We start from the raw sequence: 14,406 nt of genomic DNA, 5'->3' as shown, positions 1-14,406 counted from the left end.
ACGTGGGTGCAGATCTTGGAGTACGCCACGATGCCCTGGTAGCCCCAGTCACGTTCCTTCTTGACCAAGATGTCGTCGGGGTCGAGACGCATGAGCAGGACCGCGGCCTTGCCCTTCTCGTTGAGCGGGTGCTCGGACTTCTCGATGCCCTCGGGGAGCACGTGGTAGACCGAGCCGATCGTGACCTCGTCCGCCCGGATGGGGAGGTTCTGGGGGTCGCGCATCAGGCGCGGCCGACGGCCCTTGGGCCAGTGCTTCTGGTCCCAGAAGGTCGTGGACAGGTCGTTGCCCGGGACGGGGCCGAGGCCACCGAGCACGGGGAGGACCAGGGGGATGGCGAACAGGCCGAGCGCACCGCCCAGCGTCGCCTTGATCAGCGGACGACGGTTGAGCTGAGCGGCCTCCCCACCCTCGGTGAGGGCCTGCGCGAAGCCCGCCCGCTCCTCGGGGGAGCTGCGGAGCTCGTGACGCTCCTCGACGACCTCGTGGTCGGGCATGAGCGTCTTGGCCCAGTGCACGGCGCCCGCGCCGATGAAGAAGAGGCTGATGGCGAGGGTCAGACCGAGCGCCAGGTGGAGCGCGAGCACGTTGCCCAGGAACGGGATGCCGACGTAGCTGTGCTGCGGGATCACGAAGTACAGCACGATGAAGGCCAGCGTGCCGAGGATCGACAGCAGGAACATCGTCGCGACCTGGCGCTCGGCGCGCCGGGCGGCAGCAGGGTCCCGGTCCGCCAGCCGCTCGACGTGCGGGGGGAGTCCGGGGTTCTGGAAACGGTCGGGGATCCCGCCCTGGCCGACGACGTCGCCCTGGTCGAGACGCACGGCATCCTTGCCAAAGTCGTTGGAGTCAGTCATGCGATGCGATGCCCCATCAGGAACGGAGTGGTTGGACTGGTCGCTGGTGCTCATCGCTCAGGCCGCCTTCTTGCCGAGCCACACCGCGGCGAGGATCATCAGGCCGATGCCGAGGGTCCAGGCGAGCAGCCCCTCGGGGACCGGGCCGAGGTTGCCCAGGGCGGCGCCGCCAGGGTTCTTGTCCTCGTCCATGGCCTTGAGGAAGGTGATGACGTCGCGCTTGGCCTCGGGGCTGAGGTTGGCGTCGTTGAACACCGGCATCGACTGCGGGCCGGTCTGCATCGCCTCGTAGATGTGCTTGCCCTCGACGCCGCGCAGGGTGGGCGCCCACTTGCCGCGCGTCAGGGCACCGCCGGAGCCCACGGCGTTGTGGCACATGGCGCAGTTGACGCGGTAGATCTCGCCGCCCTCGGCCGCGTTGCCGCCGCCCTCGGTGAACTCCTCGGACGGAATCGCCGGGCCTGCGCCGAGCGAGGCCACGTAGGCGCTCATCTGGCGGATCTGCTCCTCGGAGAACTTCGGCTTGTTGCGGGGCGCCTGGACCGCGGGGGCCGCCATCGGCATACGACCGGTGCCGACCTGGAAGTCGACCGCCGCCGCACCGACGCCCGCGAGGGTGGGTGCGTCCGGGCCACCCTCGGCATTGAGGCCGTGGCAGCTGGCGCAGTTGGCGAGGAAGAGCTTCTTGCCCTCCTCGACGTCCTGGGCGGTGGAGGCGCTGGCCGTGGCCGTGGCGTCCTGCGGCTTGGCGACGGCGTAGGCCGTCCCCACCACGAGGAGCATGGCCAGGAGGAGCACGAACAGTGTGGCGGGGTGCCTGCGCCGGGCGGCCAACGCGTTCACGAAAGGGTCCTGTCGTCGACGGTCAAGGGGCGGATGCTGCTGTGTGTGTCGAGCTGCGTGGAGCTGGTCGTGGTCACTTGAGGATGTAGATCACCGCGAACAGGGCGATCCACACGACGTCGACGAAGTGCCAGTAGTAGGAGGTGACGATCGCCCCGGTGGCCTGCGCGTGGGTGTAGCGCCTGGTGGTGAAGCTGCGGGCGATGATCAGCAGGAAGGCGATCAGACCACCCGTGACGTGGATGGCGTGGAACCCGGTGGTCATGTAGAAGACCGACCCGTAGCCGTTGGAGTTCAAGGTGATGCCCTCGCTGGACAGCTTGGCGTACTCCCAGGCCTGACCCGAGACGAAGACCGCACCGAACATGTAGGTGAGGACGTACCACTCGCGCATGCCCCAGCGCTTGACGTCCAGCAGCGACCCGGTGCGGGCCGGCTGGCCAGCCTCCGCCTTCCACACGCCGAGCTGGCACCAGACCGAGGAGATGACCAGGATCAGCGTGTTGACCGCCGCGAAGAGCACGTTGTGCTTGGGGGTCTCCGCGGCCCACTGCTCGGGGACGACCCCTCGGATCGTGAAGTACATCGCGAACAGGCCCGCGAAGAACATGAGTTCGCTGGAGAGCCAGACGATCGTGCCCACCGAGGCGAGGTTGGGTCGGGTCGCCGGGCCGAGCGCGGCATGGCTGGGGGAGCTGTGGTGCACAGCGGATGCAGTCGACACGACGCCATCTTGCCCCAAAAACGTGGGACTTGCCCAACGGCAGGCGATCTCCGGAGAGTCGGGAGCCTGAGAACACCCTGAGAACCCTGTCTGGCGGGTCTCGCGGGGGCCGCTAAGATCGGCCGCATGACCGCGAGCCACACTGCTTCGTCCAGCGGCACCGACGCCCCCCGGGGGCTTCGCGTCCTGCTCTACTCCGACGACGTCACGACGCGTGACAAGGTCCGCCTGGCGGTCGGGAAGCGCCCCGCCAAGGACGTCGTGATCGAGGCCTGGCACGAGGTGGCGACCGGCGAGATGGCCCTGCGCGACACCGAGAACGGGCAGTTCGACCTGCTGATCCTGGACGGGGAGGCCGGCAAGGTCGGGGGCATGGGCCTGGCCCGGCAGATGAAGAACGAGATCTACGGCTGCCCGCCCATCCTCGTGCTCACCGGTCGTCCTCAGGACAGCTGGCTGGCCGCCTGGTCCCAGGCCGACCTCGCCGTGCCGCACCCGCTGGACCCGCTGGCCCTGGCCACCGGCGTCTGCGAGCTGGTGCGTCGCGACCGCACCCCCGCGTGACGGAGATCATGCCGGACGCCGCCTCCCTCACCTGGCCCACGGTGCTGAGCAGCCTGGTCGAGGGGCGTCACCTGTCGCTGGGCGAGGCCCGGTGGGCCATGGGACAGATCATGTCGGGCGAGGCCACTCCTGCCCAGACCGCGGGCCTGCTCATGGCGCTGCGGGTCAAGGGCGAGACCGCCGAGGAGCTCCGCGGCCTCGCGGACGAGATGCTCGCGCACGCGCGTCCGCTGTCCGTCCCGGGCCCGTCTCTCGACATCGTCGGGACCGGGGGCGACCGCGCCAACACCGTCAACATCTCGACGATGTCCTCGTTGGTCATCGCGGGGGCCGGTGTGCGCGTCGTCAAGCACGGCAACCGTGCGGCCTCCTCCAAGTCCGGCTCGGCCGACGTCCTGGAGGCGCTGGGGGTCGCGCTGACGCTGCCGTCCGAGCGGGTTGCCGAGGTGGCGGACGAGGCCGGGATCACCTTCTGCTTCGCTCGCTCGTTCCACCCCTCGATGGCGCACGCCGCGGTGGCGCGCAGCGAGCTGGGGATCGGGACGGCATTCAACTTCCTGGGCCCGCTGACCAACCCGGCCCGGCCCACCTATGCGGTGGTCGGCTGCGCCGACGCTCGTATGGCGCCCCTCATGGCCGGCGTCTTCGCGGGGCGCGGGACGGACGCCGCCGTGTTTCGCGGCGACGACGGCTTGGACGAGGTCACGGTGTCGACCACGACCTCGGTGTGGTGGGTCGTGGACGGCGGGATCGTCGAGCGCACGCTCGACCCGCGCGAGCTGGGCTTCGACCTGCACGACCTCTCGACGCTCGTCGGCGACGACGCCGAGCACAACGCTGGTGTTGTGCGCCGCCTCCTGGAGGGCGAGACCGGTCCGGTCCGCGACGCGGTCCTGCTCAACGCCGGCCTGGGGCTGGCGGTCGCTGGTGCGCGGGACGGCGGTGGCGCGGCGGACCACGACGCGTTCGTCGCCCTGGTGGCTGACGGGGTGGAGCGTGCCCGGCGGGCGATCGACGATGGTCATGCCGCTCGGGTGCTGCAGCGCTGGATCACCTCGACCTCAGCCTGAGATCGAACGCCCCTTCTGGGCAACGGGCAGCGCTCAGCCGCTGGACCTGAGGCGTGGGGTGAACTCAGCCGTCGAACCCGAGGCTGAAGGCAGCCTCGAGGTCGTGCCGCGAGTAGGTGCGGAAGGCGATGTGGGTCTGGGTGCCGACGACGCCGTCGACCTTGTTGAGCCGATCGGCGATCACGTCGGCGAAGTCGTCGTGCTGACGCACCCGCACCATGGCGATCAGGTCGACGTCCCCCGTCACGGAGTAGACCTCGGTGACTCCCTCCAGCTCCGCGATGGCCTGGGCCACCTCGGGGATGCGGTCGACGTCGGCGTTGATGAGGACGATGGCTGAGATCACGAGCCCACCATAGTGGGCGACGCGGGAGACCGTCCCCCGGGACGGTCGTGCCCGTGGGACGTCGCGCCCCGGGTCGGCCAGGCGTCGAACCCCGGGTCGGTGGCGGCGGCCACGAGCGGCTCCAGGCGGGCGTGCTCCCGCTGCGCCCCGTGGACGGGGCAGCTCCACGACCCGTCCAGAGCGACGAGTCGCACGCCGTCGCTCTCGAGCCAGCGCAGGAGCAGCTCGGTCTCCTCGGCCGTCGCCGCGCCATGGTGGCCCACAGTCGGCGTGGGGACGTGCTCGGCGGAGGCACGCAGGGCCTCGACGTGCGGCATCGGATCGGCCCCGGGAGGGGTGACGACGGTCCCGGCCAGCCGGCCGTGACGGATGCACACGACCTCCCACCCGCCCCCGGGAGCCCGCCGGGCCGCCACGAGCTCTGGCGTGGTGCGCAACGGAGCCAGGCGTTGCGCCTTGCCGGCTCCGCGCACGAGGGCGAGCAGCCGGTCACGGACGACCCCCGCCTCCTCGAAGCGGTCCTCGCCGGACAGGTCGGCCATGCGGGCGTGGAGCGCGCCCACGACCGCGCGGCAGTCTCCCTCGAGCATGTCGCGGACGCGACCGGCCACCGCGGCATAGTCGTCGACCGACTGGGCGCCGGTGCAGGGGGCGCCGCAACGCCCCATCTCGGCCAGGGCGCACGCCGTGCTGCGGGGGCGCAGGCTCAGCCGCGGGGTGCACTGGCGCAGCGGGACCGCGTCGTGGACCGCGGCGACCGCGGCCTCGGCAGACAGCCGCGAGGAGTACGGGCCGGAGTAGGTCGCGCCGTCGTCGCGCACCTGCCGCACGAGGGACAGCCTGGGGAAGGGCTCGTCGGTCAGCTTGATCCAGACGCCGCGGTCCGGGTGGCGCGATCGTCGGTTGTAGCGGGGCTGGTGCGAGGCGATCAGTCGCAGCTCGCGGACCTGGGCCTCGAGCCGGGTGCCGCAGACGATGGGCGTGACCGACTCCGCGATCGCGACCATCTCCGCCATCCGCGTGCGTCGCTCGGACGCGGTGAAGTAGGACCGGACCCGGGACCGGATGTCCTGCGACGTGCCGACGTAGAGGGGCCGGCCCTGGGCGTCCTTGAAGACATAGACCCCCGGTCGTGACGGCAGCCCCTCGGCGAGGTGGCGCTTGCGCCGCTGGGCGGGGGACACGCGCGACGTGAAGGTCAACAGCTCGTCGAGGGTGTGGACGCCCTGGTTGCCGACGCGACCGACGAGCTCGTGCAGCACGTCGACGGTGGCCTTGGCGTCGTGCAGCGCCCGGTGGTCGGGGGTGGTGCGGGAGGAGAACAGGGCGGCGAGCGTGGCGAGCTTGTGGTTGGGCGCCTCGTCGCGGGGCACCAGCTGGCGGGCCAGGTGCACGGTGTCGAGCACGCGGAAGGCCGGCCAGTCCAGGCCGGACCGCTCCGCCGCGGCCCGCAGGAAGCCGACGTCGAAGCGGGCGTTGTGCGCGACGAGCACGCTGCCGCGGGCGAACTCCAGGAAGGACGGCAGGACCTGCGCGATCGCGGGCGCCTCGGCGACCATGGCGTCGGTGATGCCGGTGAGGACCGAGATGAACGCGGGGATGTGCGCGTGGGGGTTGACCAGGGTCTGGAACTCGCCCAGCTCCAGCCCGCCGCGGACCTTGACCGCGCCGATCTCGGTGATGGCGGAGGTGGCCGGGCTGCCACCGGTCGTCTCGAGGTCGACGACGACGAAGGTCGTCTCCGCGAGAGTGGGGCCCAGCTCGTCGAAGGTACCCTGGACGGGGGGTCCGGCGAGGAGGGTGGAGGTCGAGCTCATGGCGACGACCCTAGGGGCGACCACCGACAAGCCCCCTCGGTGGGGCCGTCGACACGCTGGCCCCCAGGGGGTCTGTCAGTGGTGGCACCTAGCGTTCTGGACATCGGGACCCTCCGGTCCCACCGACACGAGGAGTCACTCATGCTGCTGGAGTGCCGCACCTGCCCCGTTCGTGGCGACGCCTGCCGCGACTGCATGGTCAGCGCCCTCGTCGAGGGACCAGCGGTGCCGCTGGACCCGCGCGAGCACGCCGTGGTGGCGCAGTTCGTCGGCGCTGGGCTCGTGAGCCGTGACCAGGCTCGAGGGCTCTACGCGCGGCGCGAGCCGGTGTCCACCGTCCGCTCGGTCCCGCTGTCGGGCGCCCGCGCGGGCTGAGCCGCGGACTAGGGTGACGCCGTGACGAGCCACGGACCGACGTCCCGCTGGTGGCCCGTCGTGCTCGGTTTCGTCGTGGCCGTCTGCATCGTGATGGCCGCCGGCCTGACCTGGGTCCTCCTGGCGCCGGCTGGGACGCCTGAGCGGGTGCCGCGTCCGACCTCGGCAGGGTCGCGGTCGGCAACAGGATCGGAGCCCGCGGCGGGATCCGTGACGGCGGCGGGATCCGTGACGGCGACGGGATCCGAGACGGCAACGGGATCCGAGACGGCGAGGTCTGAGCCGCTGGCCGGGGTGCAGCAGGTGCTGGACCGTCGGGCCGCCGCGGCCCGAGCCCGCGACGAGTCGGCCTGGCTGGCCGACCTGGATCCCTCGGCCGCCGGCCTGAGGCAGCGGCAGCAGGCCCTGCTGAGCGCGTTGCGGTCCCTGCAGGTCCGTGAGCTCACGCTCCGCGCAGAGCGATTCCTGCCGGGCCCCGCCGTGCGCCCGGACGGCTCCGTCGGTGACCAGGCTGCCCGGGTCGACGTGGTCGGTGCCTGGCGCCTGCCGGGCGTCGATGCCCGGCCCGCCCCGTTCACCCTGGAGCTGACGGTCCGCCGTCACGGCGGCGGGTGGGTGGTGGTGGACGACGCGGGCCCGGGCACGGTGCGGCAGGCCTTCGACCTGTCCGGCCTGCAGGTGCGCCGCAACCCGGCGGGCGTGGTGGCGGGCAACGCCCCCGCGGAGCGGCTCGACGAGGTGGCAGTCGACCTGGCGCCGGCCCGCGAGCACGTGGAGCATGCCTGGGGCGCCCTGTCCCACCTCCCCGCCGTCCTGCTGCCCGCGACGAGCTCGGAGTTCGCGGCCCTCACCGGGCGGGTGGGCAAAGACACGTCGGGGGTCGCCGCGGTGACCTACGGGATGCTCGAGACCGGCAGCGTCGCCCGTGGCGACAAGATCGTGGTCAATCCTCTCGCCTGGGCGTCGTCGACGCGTCAGGGACGACGGATCGTTCTCACTCACGAGCTGACCCACCTGGCGGTGCGGGCCACGACCACCCACCCCGCGCCGGAGTGGCTGAGCGAGGGCTACGCGGTGCACACGTCCTACGCGGGACTGCAGGTGGATCCCCGCAGGGCGGCGCCCGAGCTGATGGCGGCCGTGGCCCGCGGGACCCTGCCGACGCGCCTGCCGGAGGACGAGAGGTTCAGCGACGTGGCATCGGGTACGGCCTACGACGAGGCCTGGTTGCTGGTCGACTGGTTGGCCCGCGCCCGAGGAGAGGACGCGCTGCGCCGGCTGTATCGCGAGATGGGGACCGGGAGCTCGCCGAGCGACGCCCTGGGGCGGATCGGGCTCACCGAGTCGACCCTGCTCGCCGGGTGGCAGGAGGATCTGCGACGCCTCGCGCGCTGAGCCGCGTGCGGGTCCGGGCGAGGGTGGTGGGGAGCGAGCCTGGTGCCGGGGCGTGCACTGGGGATCCTGGATGCATGGGCGTGCGTTGGCGAGCGTGGCTGTCGCCGATCGTGCGCCTGGGCTCACTCGTCGGAGACGGGCCCGCCATACATCGCATCGATCGTCGGCGCGAAGTCGCGCAGGACGAGGTGGCGCTTCACCTTGAGCGACGGGGTGAGATAGCCGTTCGCCTCCGTGAAGTCCTGGTCGAGCACGGCGAACTCCCGGATCGACTCGGCCCGCGAGACGGCCTCGTTGGCGTGCGCGACGGCGGCCTCGATCTCCTTGCGCACCCGCGGGTGAGCAGGGGCGTCGGCGAAGTCCACCTCCCCGAGGCCGTGGCGCGCGGCCCACCCCGGCCACATCTCCTCGTCGAGCGTGACCAGCGCCCCGACGAAGGGGCGCTTCTCGCCGACCACCACGCACTGCGACACGACGGGGTTGGACCGCAGCCGGTCCTCCAGGACGCCGGGCACGACGTTCTTGCCGCCGGCGGTGACGATGATCTCCTTCTTGCGCCCGGTGATCCGGACGTGACCGCTGTCGTCGATCGACCCGAGGTCTCCGGTGCGGAACCACCCGTCGACGAAGGCCTCGGCCGTGGCCTCGTGGTTGCCGTGGTAGCCGCGGAAGACGTTGACGCCGCGGGTGAGCAGCTCGCCGTCCTCGGCGACGCGGCACTCCACGCCGGGCATGGGTCGACCGACGGTGCCGATCTTGAGGCCGGGCACGTCGTTGACGCTCATGGGCGCCGTCGTCTCGGTGAGGCCGTAGCCCTCGAGCACCGTGACGCCGATGCCGCGGAAGAAGTGGGCCAGCCGCGGTCCGAGCGGCGCGCCGCCCGACACGACGTACCGGACCCGGCCGCCCATGGCGTCCCGCAGCTTGGCGTAGACGAGGCGGTCGTACAGCGCGTGCTGGAGGCGCAGGGCGACGGGGACGCGGCCCTGGTCGGTCGCGCGGCTGTGGGCGATGGCGACGCGGGCGGCGGCGTGGAAGATCTTGTGGGTGCTGCCCGCCTCGGCCTTGCTCTCGGCACCGACGTAGACCTTCTCAAGGACGCGGGGCACGACGAGCAGGAAGGTCGGACGGAAGGACGCCAGGTCCGCCATGAGGTTCTTGATCGACGCGGTGTGGCCCATCCGGAGTCCATAGTCCACCACGAGCACCTGGATGAGGCGACCGAAGACGTGCGCGAGGGGCAGGAACATGATGGTCGAGGCGTCGTCGGTGACGACCTCCGGTAGGTAGTGCCGGGTGTTGTCGGACAGGGCCATGAAGTTGGAGTGCGTGAGCTCGGCGCCCTTGGGGCGGCCTGTCGTGCCGGACGTGTAGATGATCGTGGCCAGGTCCGACGGCCCGGCCAGGTTCGCACGCTCCTCGACGACCTCGTCCGCGACCTCGTGGCCGGCGGCGACCAGCTCGTCGAGCCCGCCGTCGTCGATCGTCCACACGTGGTGCAGACCGGGAAGCCGGTCGCGGACAGCGGCCACCGAGGCCGTGTGCTGAGGCTTCTCGACGACGACCGCCGAGGCGCCGGAGTCCTCGAGGATCCACGCGATCTGCTCGGCGGAGCTGGTCTCGTAGACCGGGACCCCCACCGCGCCGGCGGTCCAGAGCGCGAAGTCCGTCAGCGTCCACTCGTAGCGCGTGCTGGACAGGATCCCGACCCGCTCGCCCGGCTCGACGCCCGCGGCCACGAAGCCCTTGGCGAGCGCCCAGACCTCGTCGCGCCACTGCGCGGACGTGACGTCCTGCCAGGCATCGCCGACCTGGCGCCCGAACACCACGCGGTCGGGGTGCCGCGCCGCGTTGCGCGTCACGAGGCCCGCGAGGTTCCCCTCGGTGGGCGCGGGGACGATGATGGGCGTGCTGGTGGCGTCCACGTGCTGCTCCTTGGCTCGGGTCGGACCGGATGCAGGCTACAGGCGGCCGGACCTACCGGAGAGTAGTCACCGTGCCGGTCTCGGGGCGCGGGATGTGGCCGGACCCACACGTCCAGCTCGTGGCACCCACCGCCGTCCCAGCGGCTTTCAGCAGGAGGGGCCAGTCCCTCGACCGACGGCGGTCGTCACCGATCGTCATCCCGCCTCGGCCCTGGCTAGGGTGGGCGCATGGCCCAGCGCACCGAGTCCAGCACCGTCATCGCCGCCTCGCCGGCAGCCGTCCTCGACGTCGTCGCCGACGTCGCGTCCTATCCCGCGTGGACGCCCGAGATCCGGTCGGTGCAGATCCTGTCCGAGGACGACGGCTGGGCCGAGCAGGTGCGGTTCGCGCTGGAGGCCGGGCCGGTCAAGGACACCTACACCCTCGCCTACGACTGGGACGTCGACGAGGAGGGCGCCGGGACGGTCTCGTGGCACCTCGTCGAGGGCGGGGTGCTCAAGGCGATGGACGGGTCCTACGTCCTCGAGCCCGTGGACGGTGGCACCAGGGTGACCTACGCCCTCGGCGTGGACGTCAAGGTGCCGATGCTGGGCGCCATGAAGCGGGCCGCCGAGAAGCGCATCGTCGAGGGCGCGCTGCAGGGTCTCGCCGCCCGCGTCCGCGGCTGATGGGGGTGACCGACGAGGTCGCCGGTTCCGTCGACGAGGAGTCGCGGCGGCTCAAGGCGCTGCTGCAGGACACCCTGGATCTCGGTCGCGCGCCGACCAGGCCGGAGCCAGAGTGGACCGACCATGCGGACCAGGATCACGCGGACGACGACCCGGGGGACGACGAGCGAGAAGGCGAAGGGGACCGGTCGCACGACGGCGACCCCGATGACGACCCGGCGGACGAGGGCGAGCACCCGCACCGGACCACCTCGCCCCAGCACGCGGCGGACACCTGCCCCGTATGCCGGGCCAGCCGCCTCGCCCACACCCTGGCGCCGGAGCTGATCGACGAGGTGGGGCGCGGGATGGAGGCGCTGGGGCGATCGCTCCGGGGGGTCGCGGCGGCGGCCAGACGGCATACTGACGAGCATCTGCAGGCACGGACGGACGAGGAGCGAGCATGACCACGATCGGTCTGGACGTCGGCGGCACCAAGATCGCCGGCGCCCTGGTGGACGAGGACGGCAAGGTCCTCGCTCGAGCCCGCCGCGAGACGGGGATCCCGAGCGCCGAGTCCGTCGCGAGCGCGTCGGCGGACCTCGTCCGCGAGCTGGCCCAGCACCAGGACGTCAAGGGTGTGGGCATGGCGGTGGCCGGGGTCGTGGACAAGTCCGGGGCGCACGTCGTCTACGGCACCAACCTGGGCATGCAGGACGAGCCGATGAAGCAGCGCATGGAGTCGCTCATCGACTACCCGGTCATCCTGGACAACGACGCCAACGCGGCGGCGTGGGGGGAGTTCCAGTTCGGCGCGGGGCGGGACAGCGACGACATGCTGCTGGTCACCGTCGGCACGGGCATCGGCGGCGGCATCGTGGTCGACCAGCGGCTGCTGCGGGGGGCCTACGGCTTCGCGGCGGAGATCGGCCACATGCGGGTGGTGGTCGACGGACCGCAGTGCGGGTGCGGCAACCGCGGCTGCTGGGAGATGTACGCCAGCGGCAGCGCCCTGCTCCGCTCGGCGAAGGAGCTCGTGTCCTCGGGCACCCCCCACGCGGCCCGCCTGCGCGAGGCGTGCGGAGGACGGCCCAAGGACCTCAAGGGCCAGGCGATCACCGAGCTCGCCAAGAAGGGCGACCTGGCCTGCATCGAGCTGCTCGAGGACCTGGGCCACTGGCTGGGCGAGGGCTGCGCGAGCATGACGGCGATCCTCGACCCCGACATGATCGTGATCGGTGGCGGCGTCGTCGAGGCGGGCGACCTCCTGCTCGACCCGGCCCGTCATGCCTACGGCCGTCAGCTGACCGCGCGGGGTCACCGCCCGGTGGCCAGGTTCGTCCCCGCGGCCCTGGGCAACGACGCCGGCATGATCGGTGCCGCCGCGATCGCCGCCGAGGTCTACGACGGTGCGGGGGCGGACGCGTGAGCGATCTCGCCATCGGGATCGACATCGGCGGGACCAAGGTCGCCGGGGGCGTGCTCGACGAGCAGGGCGCCATCGTGGCCCGAGCGCGCCGCGACACCCCGCACCGCAGCAAGAGCCCGGACGTCGTCGAGGACACCATCGTCGGGGTCATCGAGGACCTGCTGGGCCAGACGGCCCGCGAGGACGTGGTGGCGGTGGGGGTCGGCGCGGCGGGCTGGGTCTCGGCCGACCGGGCCACCATCCTGTTCGCGCCCCACCTGTCCTGGCGCAACGAGCCCCTCCAGGAGCGGCTGTCGACCCGGGTGCCCGTCCCGGTCTACGTCGACAACGACGCCAACGCCGCCGGGTGGGCCGAGCACCGGTTCGGCGCCGGGCGCGGCGAGACCCACCTCATGATGATCACGCTCGGCACCGGCATCGGTGGGGCGCTCGTGATGGACGGCCAGGTCCAGCGCGGTCGCTACGGCGTGGCGGGGGAGTACGGCCACATGATGGTCGTGCCCGGCGGCCACCGGTGCGAGTGCGGCAACCGCGGCTGCTGGGAGCAGTACGCCTCCGGCAACGCCCTGGTCCGCGAGGCGCGCAGCCTCCTGCTCGCCAACTCCCCGGTGGCCCACGACCTGCTCGAGCGGCTCGGGGGCGAGGACCAGAGCCTCACCGGACCGGTCATCACCGAAGCCGCGCAGGACGGTGACCAGACCTGCGTCGAGCTCATCGCCGACATCGGCCGCTGGCTCGGGACGGGACTGGCCAACCTCGCGGCGGCGTTCGACCCCGGCAGCTTCGTCATCGGCGGCGGGGTCAGCGCGGCCGGAGACCTGCTGCTCGGTCCCGCCCGCGAGACCTTCGCCCGCGAGCTGACCGGACGCGGCTACCGCCCGATGGCGCAGATCCTGCAGGCCAGCCTCGGCAACGAGGCCGGACTCATCGGTGCGGCCGACCTCGCCCGCACCGAGGTGCTCAGCACGTCATGACCGTGCGCGTCGCGAGCTACAACACGCGCGACTTCCTCGACGACCGACGGGCCGCGGCTCGCGTCGTGCGTGCGCTGGCGCCGGACGTCCTGCTGCTGCAGGAGGCACCCCGCCGCTTCTGGCCCGGTCCCCTGGTGCGGGACTTCGCGCGCGAGACGGGCCTGCGCTGGCCGGGTGGGCACCGCGGCTCGGGAGGCACCACCGTGATGCTCTCGGACCGGCTCACCCTGGTGGACTGCGTGCACCGTGGTCTCCCGGTGCCCCTGGGGCAGCGGACCCGCGGGTATGCCGTGCTGCGCGCCCGGCTCCCCGAGGGGTCGCTGCTGACGGCGGCGAGCGTGCACCTGGGGCTGTTCGAGGGGCAGCGGCTGCGGCATACGCACCAGATCCTCCGGGACCTGCCGGTCGAGGGGCCGCTGGTGGTCGCGGGGGATCTCAACGAGGGCCCGGGCGGGCCCAGCTGGCAGACCTTCGCCGGCCTGCTCGACGTGCTGTCGGTGGAGGAGCCGACCTATCCGTCCTGGGCGCCGGTCGAGATGCTCGACGTGGTCTGGGGCAGGGGTGTGCGGCGCGTGGACGGCACGCCACCGCCGGAGCTGGACCGACGAGGCAGGGACGTGCGCCGCGCCTCGGACCACCTGCCGGTGTGGGTCGACGTGGACGTGCTGGGGTCCTGACGCGGACCAGAGGCGATCTGGCCGATCGGCCGACCGCGGAGCACCAGCGTCGGGTGAGGGTCACACCCGGGCGCCGTCGTCGTCCTCGTCGTGCGTGCTGGGCAGCCGGAGCACCAGCCCGACGAAGGCCGCGACGGTGGCGAGACCGGCGAGCCACAGGTAGATGCGGGGGCTGGTGTGGCCCGTCAGGACCATCGTGAGCAGGACGATCGGCCCGGCCACCAGGCCGACCAGGATCGCCCACCAGACCGGGTCCGCGCGCCACGACGGCATCGGGGTGGGCGGTGGCGGCACGTAGTCGTCGTCCGGGTCGTCCGGGTCGACGGGAGGGGTCCACGACCGGTGGTCCGTCCCCATCGAGAGGCCGGAGCCGGGGTCGCGGTAGACGAGGCGGGGGTCGAGGGCGCGGCGCTGCTGCGGCGACGCTGGGGGAGCGGTTGGGGGAGCGGGCGGGGAGCCGGGCGGGGAGCCGGGCGGGGAGCCGGGCGGGGAGCCGGGCGGCGAGCCGGGCGAGGGGTCGGCCGCCGGTGGGGACGCGCGACGCCCGGGCGGGGGATTGATCGCCGAGGGGTGCGTCGGACGTCCGGGCGCGCTCTCGTGCTGCGGCGTCTCCCGACCCGTCCGGTCCGGCCGCCCCGCAGGATCGGGTCCACCCTCCCCGCCCGGCTCGGACCCGTCCTGCGCGCGCTGCTCGTCGTCCCAGCGCGCCACGATCTCCTCGAAGCGAGCGTCGATGTCGTCCGGCTCGTGGGTGCCCATGCC

At 72.5% G+C, this 14,406-nt stretch carries 16 protein-coding genes; 9 read left to right on the top strand and 7 right to left on the bottom strand.

Translation table 11 applies throughout. From position 1 onward, the window contains the following. From B2P18_RS08615 to B2P18_RS08605, 3 genes are all read right to left on the bottom strand, one after another. The coding region (locus B2P18_RS08615; protein WP_286958035.1) for a ubiquinol-cytochrome C reductase at positions 1 to 857 on the bottom strand (857 nt) is incomplete at its 3' end. Positions 858 to 914: 57 nt separating this feature from the next. After that, entirely contained in the window at positions 915 to 1,700 is a 786-nt protein-coding gene (locus B2P18_RS08610; RefSeq protein WP_286958034.1) for a c-type cytochrome, read from the bottom strand. 73 nt (positions 1,701 to 1,773) lie between these two features. Beyond that, positions 1,774 to 2,424: a cytochrome c oxidase subunit 3 gene (locus B2P18_RS08605; RefSeq protein WP_286958032.1), complete on the bottom strand. Its 651-nt coding sequence runs from the start codon at positions 2,422 to 2,424 to the stop codon at positions 1,774 to 1,776. 126 nt (positions 2,425 to 2,550) lie between these two features. Between B2P18_RS08605 and B2P18_RS08600 the strand changes: the two genes are divergently transcribed. Then, the gene (locus B2P18_RS08600; protein WP_286958031.1) at positions 2,551 to 2,988 is read left to right on the top strand and encodes a hypothetical protein; all 438 of its coding nucleotides are present in this window, start codon (positions 2,551 to 2,553) and stop codon (positions 2,986 to 2,988) included. Between the two features lie 8 nt (positions 2,989 to 2,996). Beyond that, positions 2,997 to 4,058 carry an anthranilate phosphoribosyltransferase gene (gene trpD / locus B2P18_RS08595; RefSeq protein ID WP_286958030.1) on the top strand — a complete coding sequence of 354 codons (1,062 nt, stop codon included), beginning with the start codon at positions 2,997 to 2,999 and terminating at the stop codon, positions 4,056 to 4,058. A 64-nt stretch (positions 4,059 to 4,122) separates the two neighbouring features. Here the strand turns inward: trpD and B2P18_RS08590 are convergent, their stop codons facing one another. Both B2P18_RS08590 and B2P18_RS08585 read right to left on the bottom strand, forming a co-directional pair. Further along, positions 4,123 to 4,404 (bottom strand): Lrp/AsnC family transcriptional regulator, encoded by a 282-nt coding sequence (locus tag B2P18_RS08590; RefSeq protein ID WP_019287032.1) that lies wholly within the window; start codon positions 4,402 to 4,404, stop codon positions 4,123 to 4,125. Further along, positions 4,401 to 6,221: a DEDD exonuclease domain-containing protein gene (locus B2P18_RS08585; RefSeq protein ID WP_286958029.1), complete on the bottom strand. Its 1,821-nt coding sequence runs from the start codon at positions 6,219 to 6,221 to the stop codon at positions 4,401 to 4,403. Before B2P18_RS08585 ends, B2P18_RS08590 begins: the two co-directional genes overlap by 4 nt. A 141-nt stretch (positions 6,222 to 6,362) precedes the next feature. Here B2P18_RS08585 and B2P18_RS08580 point away from each other — a divergent pair, with 141 nt between their 5' ends. Continuing rightward, the gene (locus B2P18_RS08580; protein WP_019287036.1) at positions 6,363 to 6,596 is read left to right on the top strand and encodes a hypothetical protein; all 234 of its coding nucleotides are present in this window, start codon (positions 6,363 to 6,365) and stop codon (positions 6,594 to 6,596) included. A gap of 21 nt (positions 6,597 to 6,617) precedes the next feature. Further along, positions 6,618 to 7,991, top strand: a complete 1,374-nt coding sequence (locus tag B2P18_RS08575; RefSeq protein WP_286958028.1) for a hypothetical protein — start codon at positions 6,618 to 6,620, stop codon at positions 7,989 to 7,991. Between the two features lie 122 nt (positions 7,992 to 8,113). Here the strand turns inward: B2P18_RS08575 and B2P18_RS08570 are convergent, their stop codons facing one another. Continuing rightward, positions 8,114 to 9,916, bottom strand: a complete 1,803-nt coding sequence (locus B2P18_RS08570; RefSeq protein WP_029209981.1) for an AMP-dependent synthetase/ligase — start codon at positions 9,914 to 9,916, stop codon at positions 8,114 to 8,116. A 228-nt stretch (positions 9,917 to 10,144) separates the two neighbouring features. Between B2P18_RS08570 and B2P18_RS08565 the strand changes: the two genes are divergently transcribed. The 5 genes from B2P18_RS08565 to B2P18_RS08545 are packed head-to-tail and all read left to right on the top strand — an operon-like array spanning position 10,145 to position 13,644. Beyond that, complete coding sequence (locus B2P18_RS08565; protein ID WP_029209982.1) at positions 10,145 to 10,585, top strand: SRPBCC family protein; 441 nt, start codon at positions 10,145 to 10,147, stop codon at positions 10,583 to 10,585. 5 nt (positions 10,586 to 10,590) lie between these two features. After that, positions 10,591 to 11,031 carry a hypothetical protein gene (locus tag B2P18_RS08560; protein WP_156911078.1) on the top strand — a complete coding sequence of 147 codons (441 nt, stop codon included), beginning with the start codon at positions 10,591 to 10,593 and terminating at the stop codon, positions 11,029 to 11,031. Then, complete coding sequence (locus B2P18_RS08555) at positions 11,028 to 11,993, top strand: ROK family glucokinase (protein WP_286958027.1); 966 nt, start codon at positions 11,028 to 11,030, stop codon at positions 11,991 to 11,993. The genes B2P18_RS08560 and B2P18_RS08555 overlap by 4 nt, the downstream gene beginning before the upstream one ends. Beyond that, positions 11,990 to 12,967, top strand: a complete 978-nt coding sequence (locus B2P18_RS08550) for an ROK family glucokinase (protein ID WP_239266498.1) — start codon at positions 11,990 to 11,992, stop codon at positions 12,965 to 12,967. Before B2P18_RS08555 ends, B2P18_RS08550 begins: the two co-directional genes overlap by 4 nt. Then, a complete protein-coding gene (locus tag B2P18_RS08545; RefSeq protein WP_239266496.1) occupies positions 12,964 to 13,644 on the top strand; it encodes an endonuclease/exonuclease/phosphatase family protein in 681 nt (226 codons plus the stop codon). The genes B2P18_RS08550 and B2P18_RS08545 overlap by 4 nt, the downstream gene beginning before the upstream one ends. A gap of 60 nt (positions 13,645 to 13,704) precedes the next feature. On the opposite strand, the gene B2P18_RS08540 is transcribed toward B2P18_RS08545, so the two are convergent. Continuing rightward, positions 13,705 to 14,403 carry a hypothetical protein gene (locus B2P18_RS08540; protein ID WP_286958026.1) on the bottom strand — a complete coding sequence of 233 codons (699 nt, stop codon included), beginning with the start codon at positions 14,401 to 14,403 and terminating at the stop codon, positions 13,705 to 13,707. Between the last annotated feature and the right edge of the window lie 3 nt (positions 14,404 to 14,406).

It is taken from the genome of Arsenicicoccus sp. UBA2120 (assembly GCF_002330965.1).
Taxonomy (GTDB): domain Bacteria; phylum Actinomycetota; class Actinomycetes; order Actinomycetales; family Dermatophilaceae; genus Arsenicicoccus; species Arsenicicoccus bolidensis.
This window is presented reverse-complemented; position numbering and strand designations above follow the sequence as displayed.

Excerpts from the sequence above, each read along its gene's own strand:
- B2P18_RS08545 (WP_239266496.1), top strand. The coding sequence starts at position 12,964 with ATGACCGTGCGCGTCGCGAGCTACAACACGCGCGACTTCCTCGACGAC.
- B2P18_RS08580 (WP_019287036.1), top strand. The coding sequence starts at position 6,363 with ATGCTGCTGGAGTGCCGCACCTGCCCCGTTCGTGGCGACGCCTGCCGC.
- trpD (WP_286958030.1), top strand. The coding sequence starts at position 2,997 with ATGCCGGACGCCGCCTCCCTCACCTGGCCCACGGTGCTGAGCAGCCTG.
- B2P18_RS08565 (WP_029209982.1), top strand. The coding sequence starts at position 10,145 with ATGGCCCAGCGCACCGAGTCCAGCACCGTCATCGCCGCCTCGCCGGCA.
- B2P18_RS08555 (WP_286958027.1), top strand. The coding sequence starts at position 11,028 with ATGACCACGATCGGTCTGGACGTCGGCGGCACCAAGATCGCCGGCGCC.
- B2P18_RS08585 (WP_286958029.1), bottom strand. The coding sequence starts at position 6,221 with ATGAGCTCGACCTCCACCCTCCTCGCCGGACCCCCCGTCCAGGGTACC.
- B2P18_RS08600 (WP_286958031.1), top strand. The coding sequence starts at position 2,551 with ATGACCGCGAGCCACACTGCTTCGTCCAGCGGCACCGACGCCCCCCGG.
- B2P18_RS08540 (WP_286958026.1), bottom strand. The coding sequence starts at position 14,403 with ATGGGCACCCACGAGCCGGACGACATCGACGCTCGCTTCGAGGAGATC.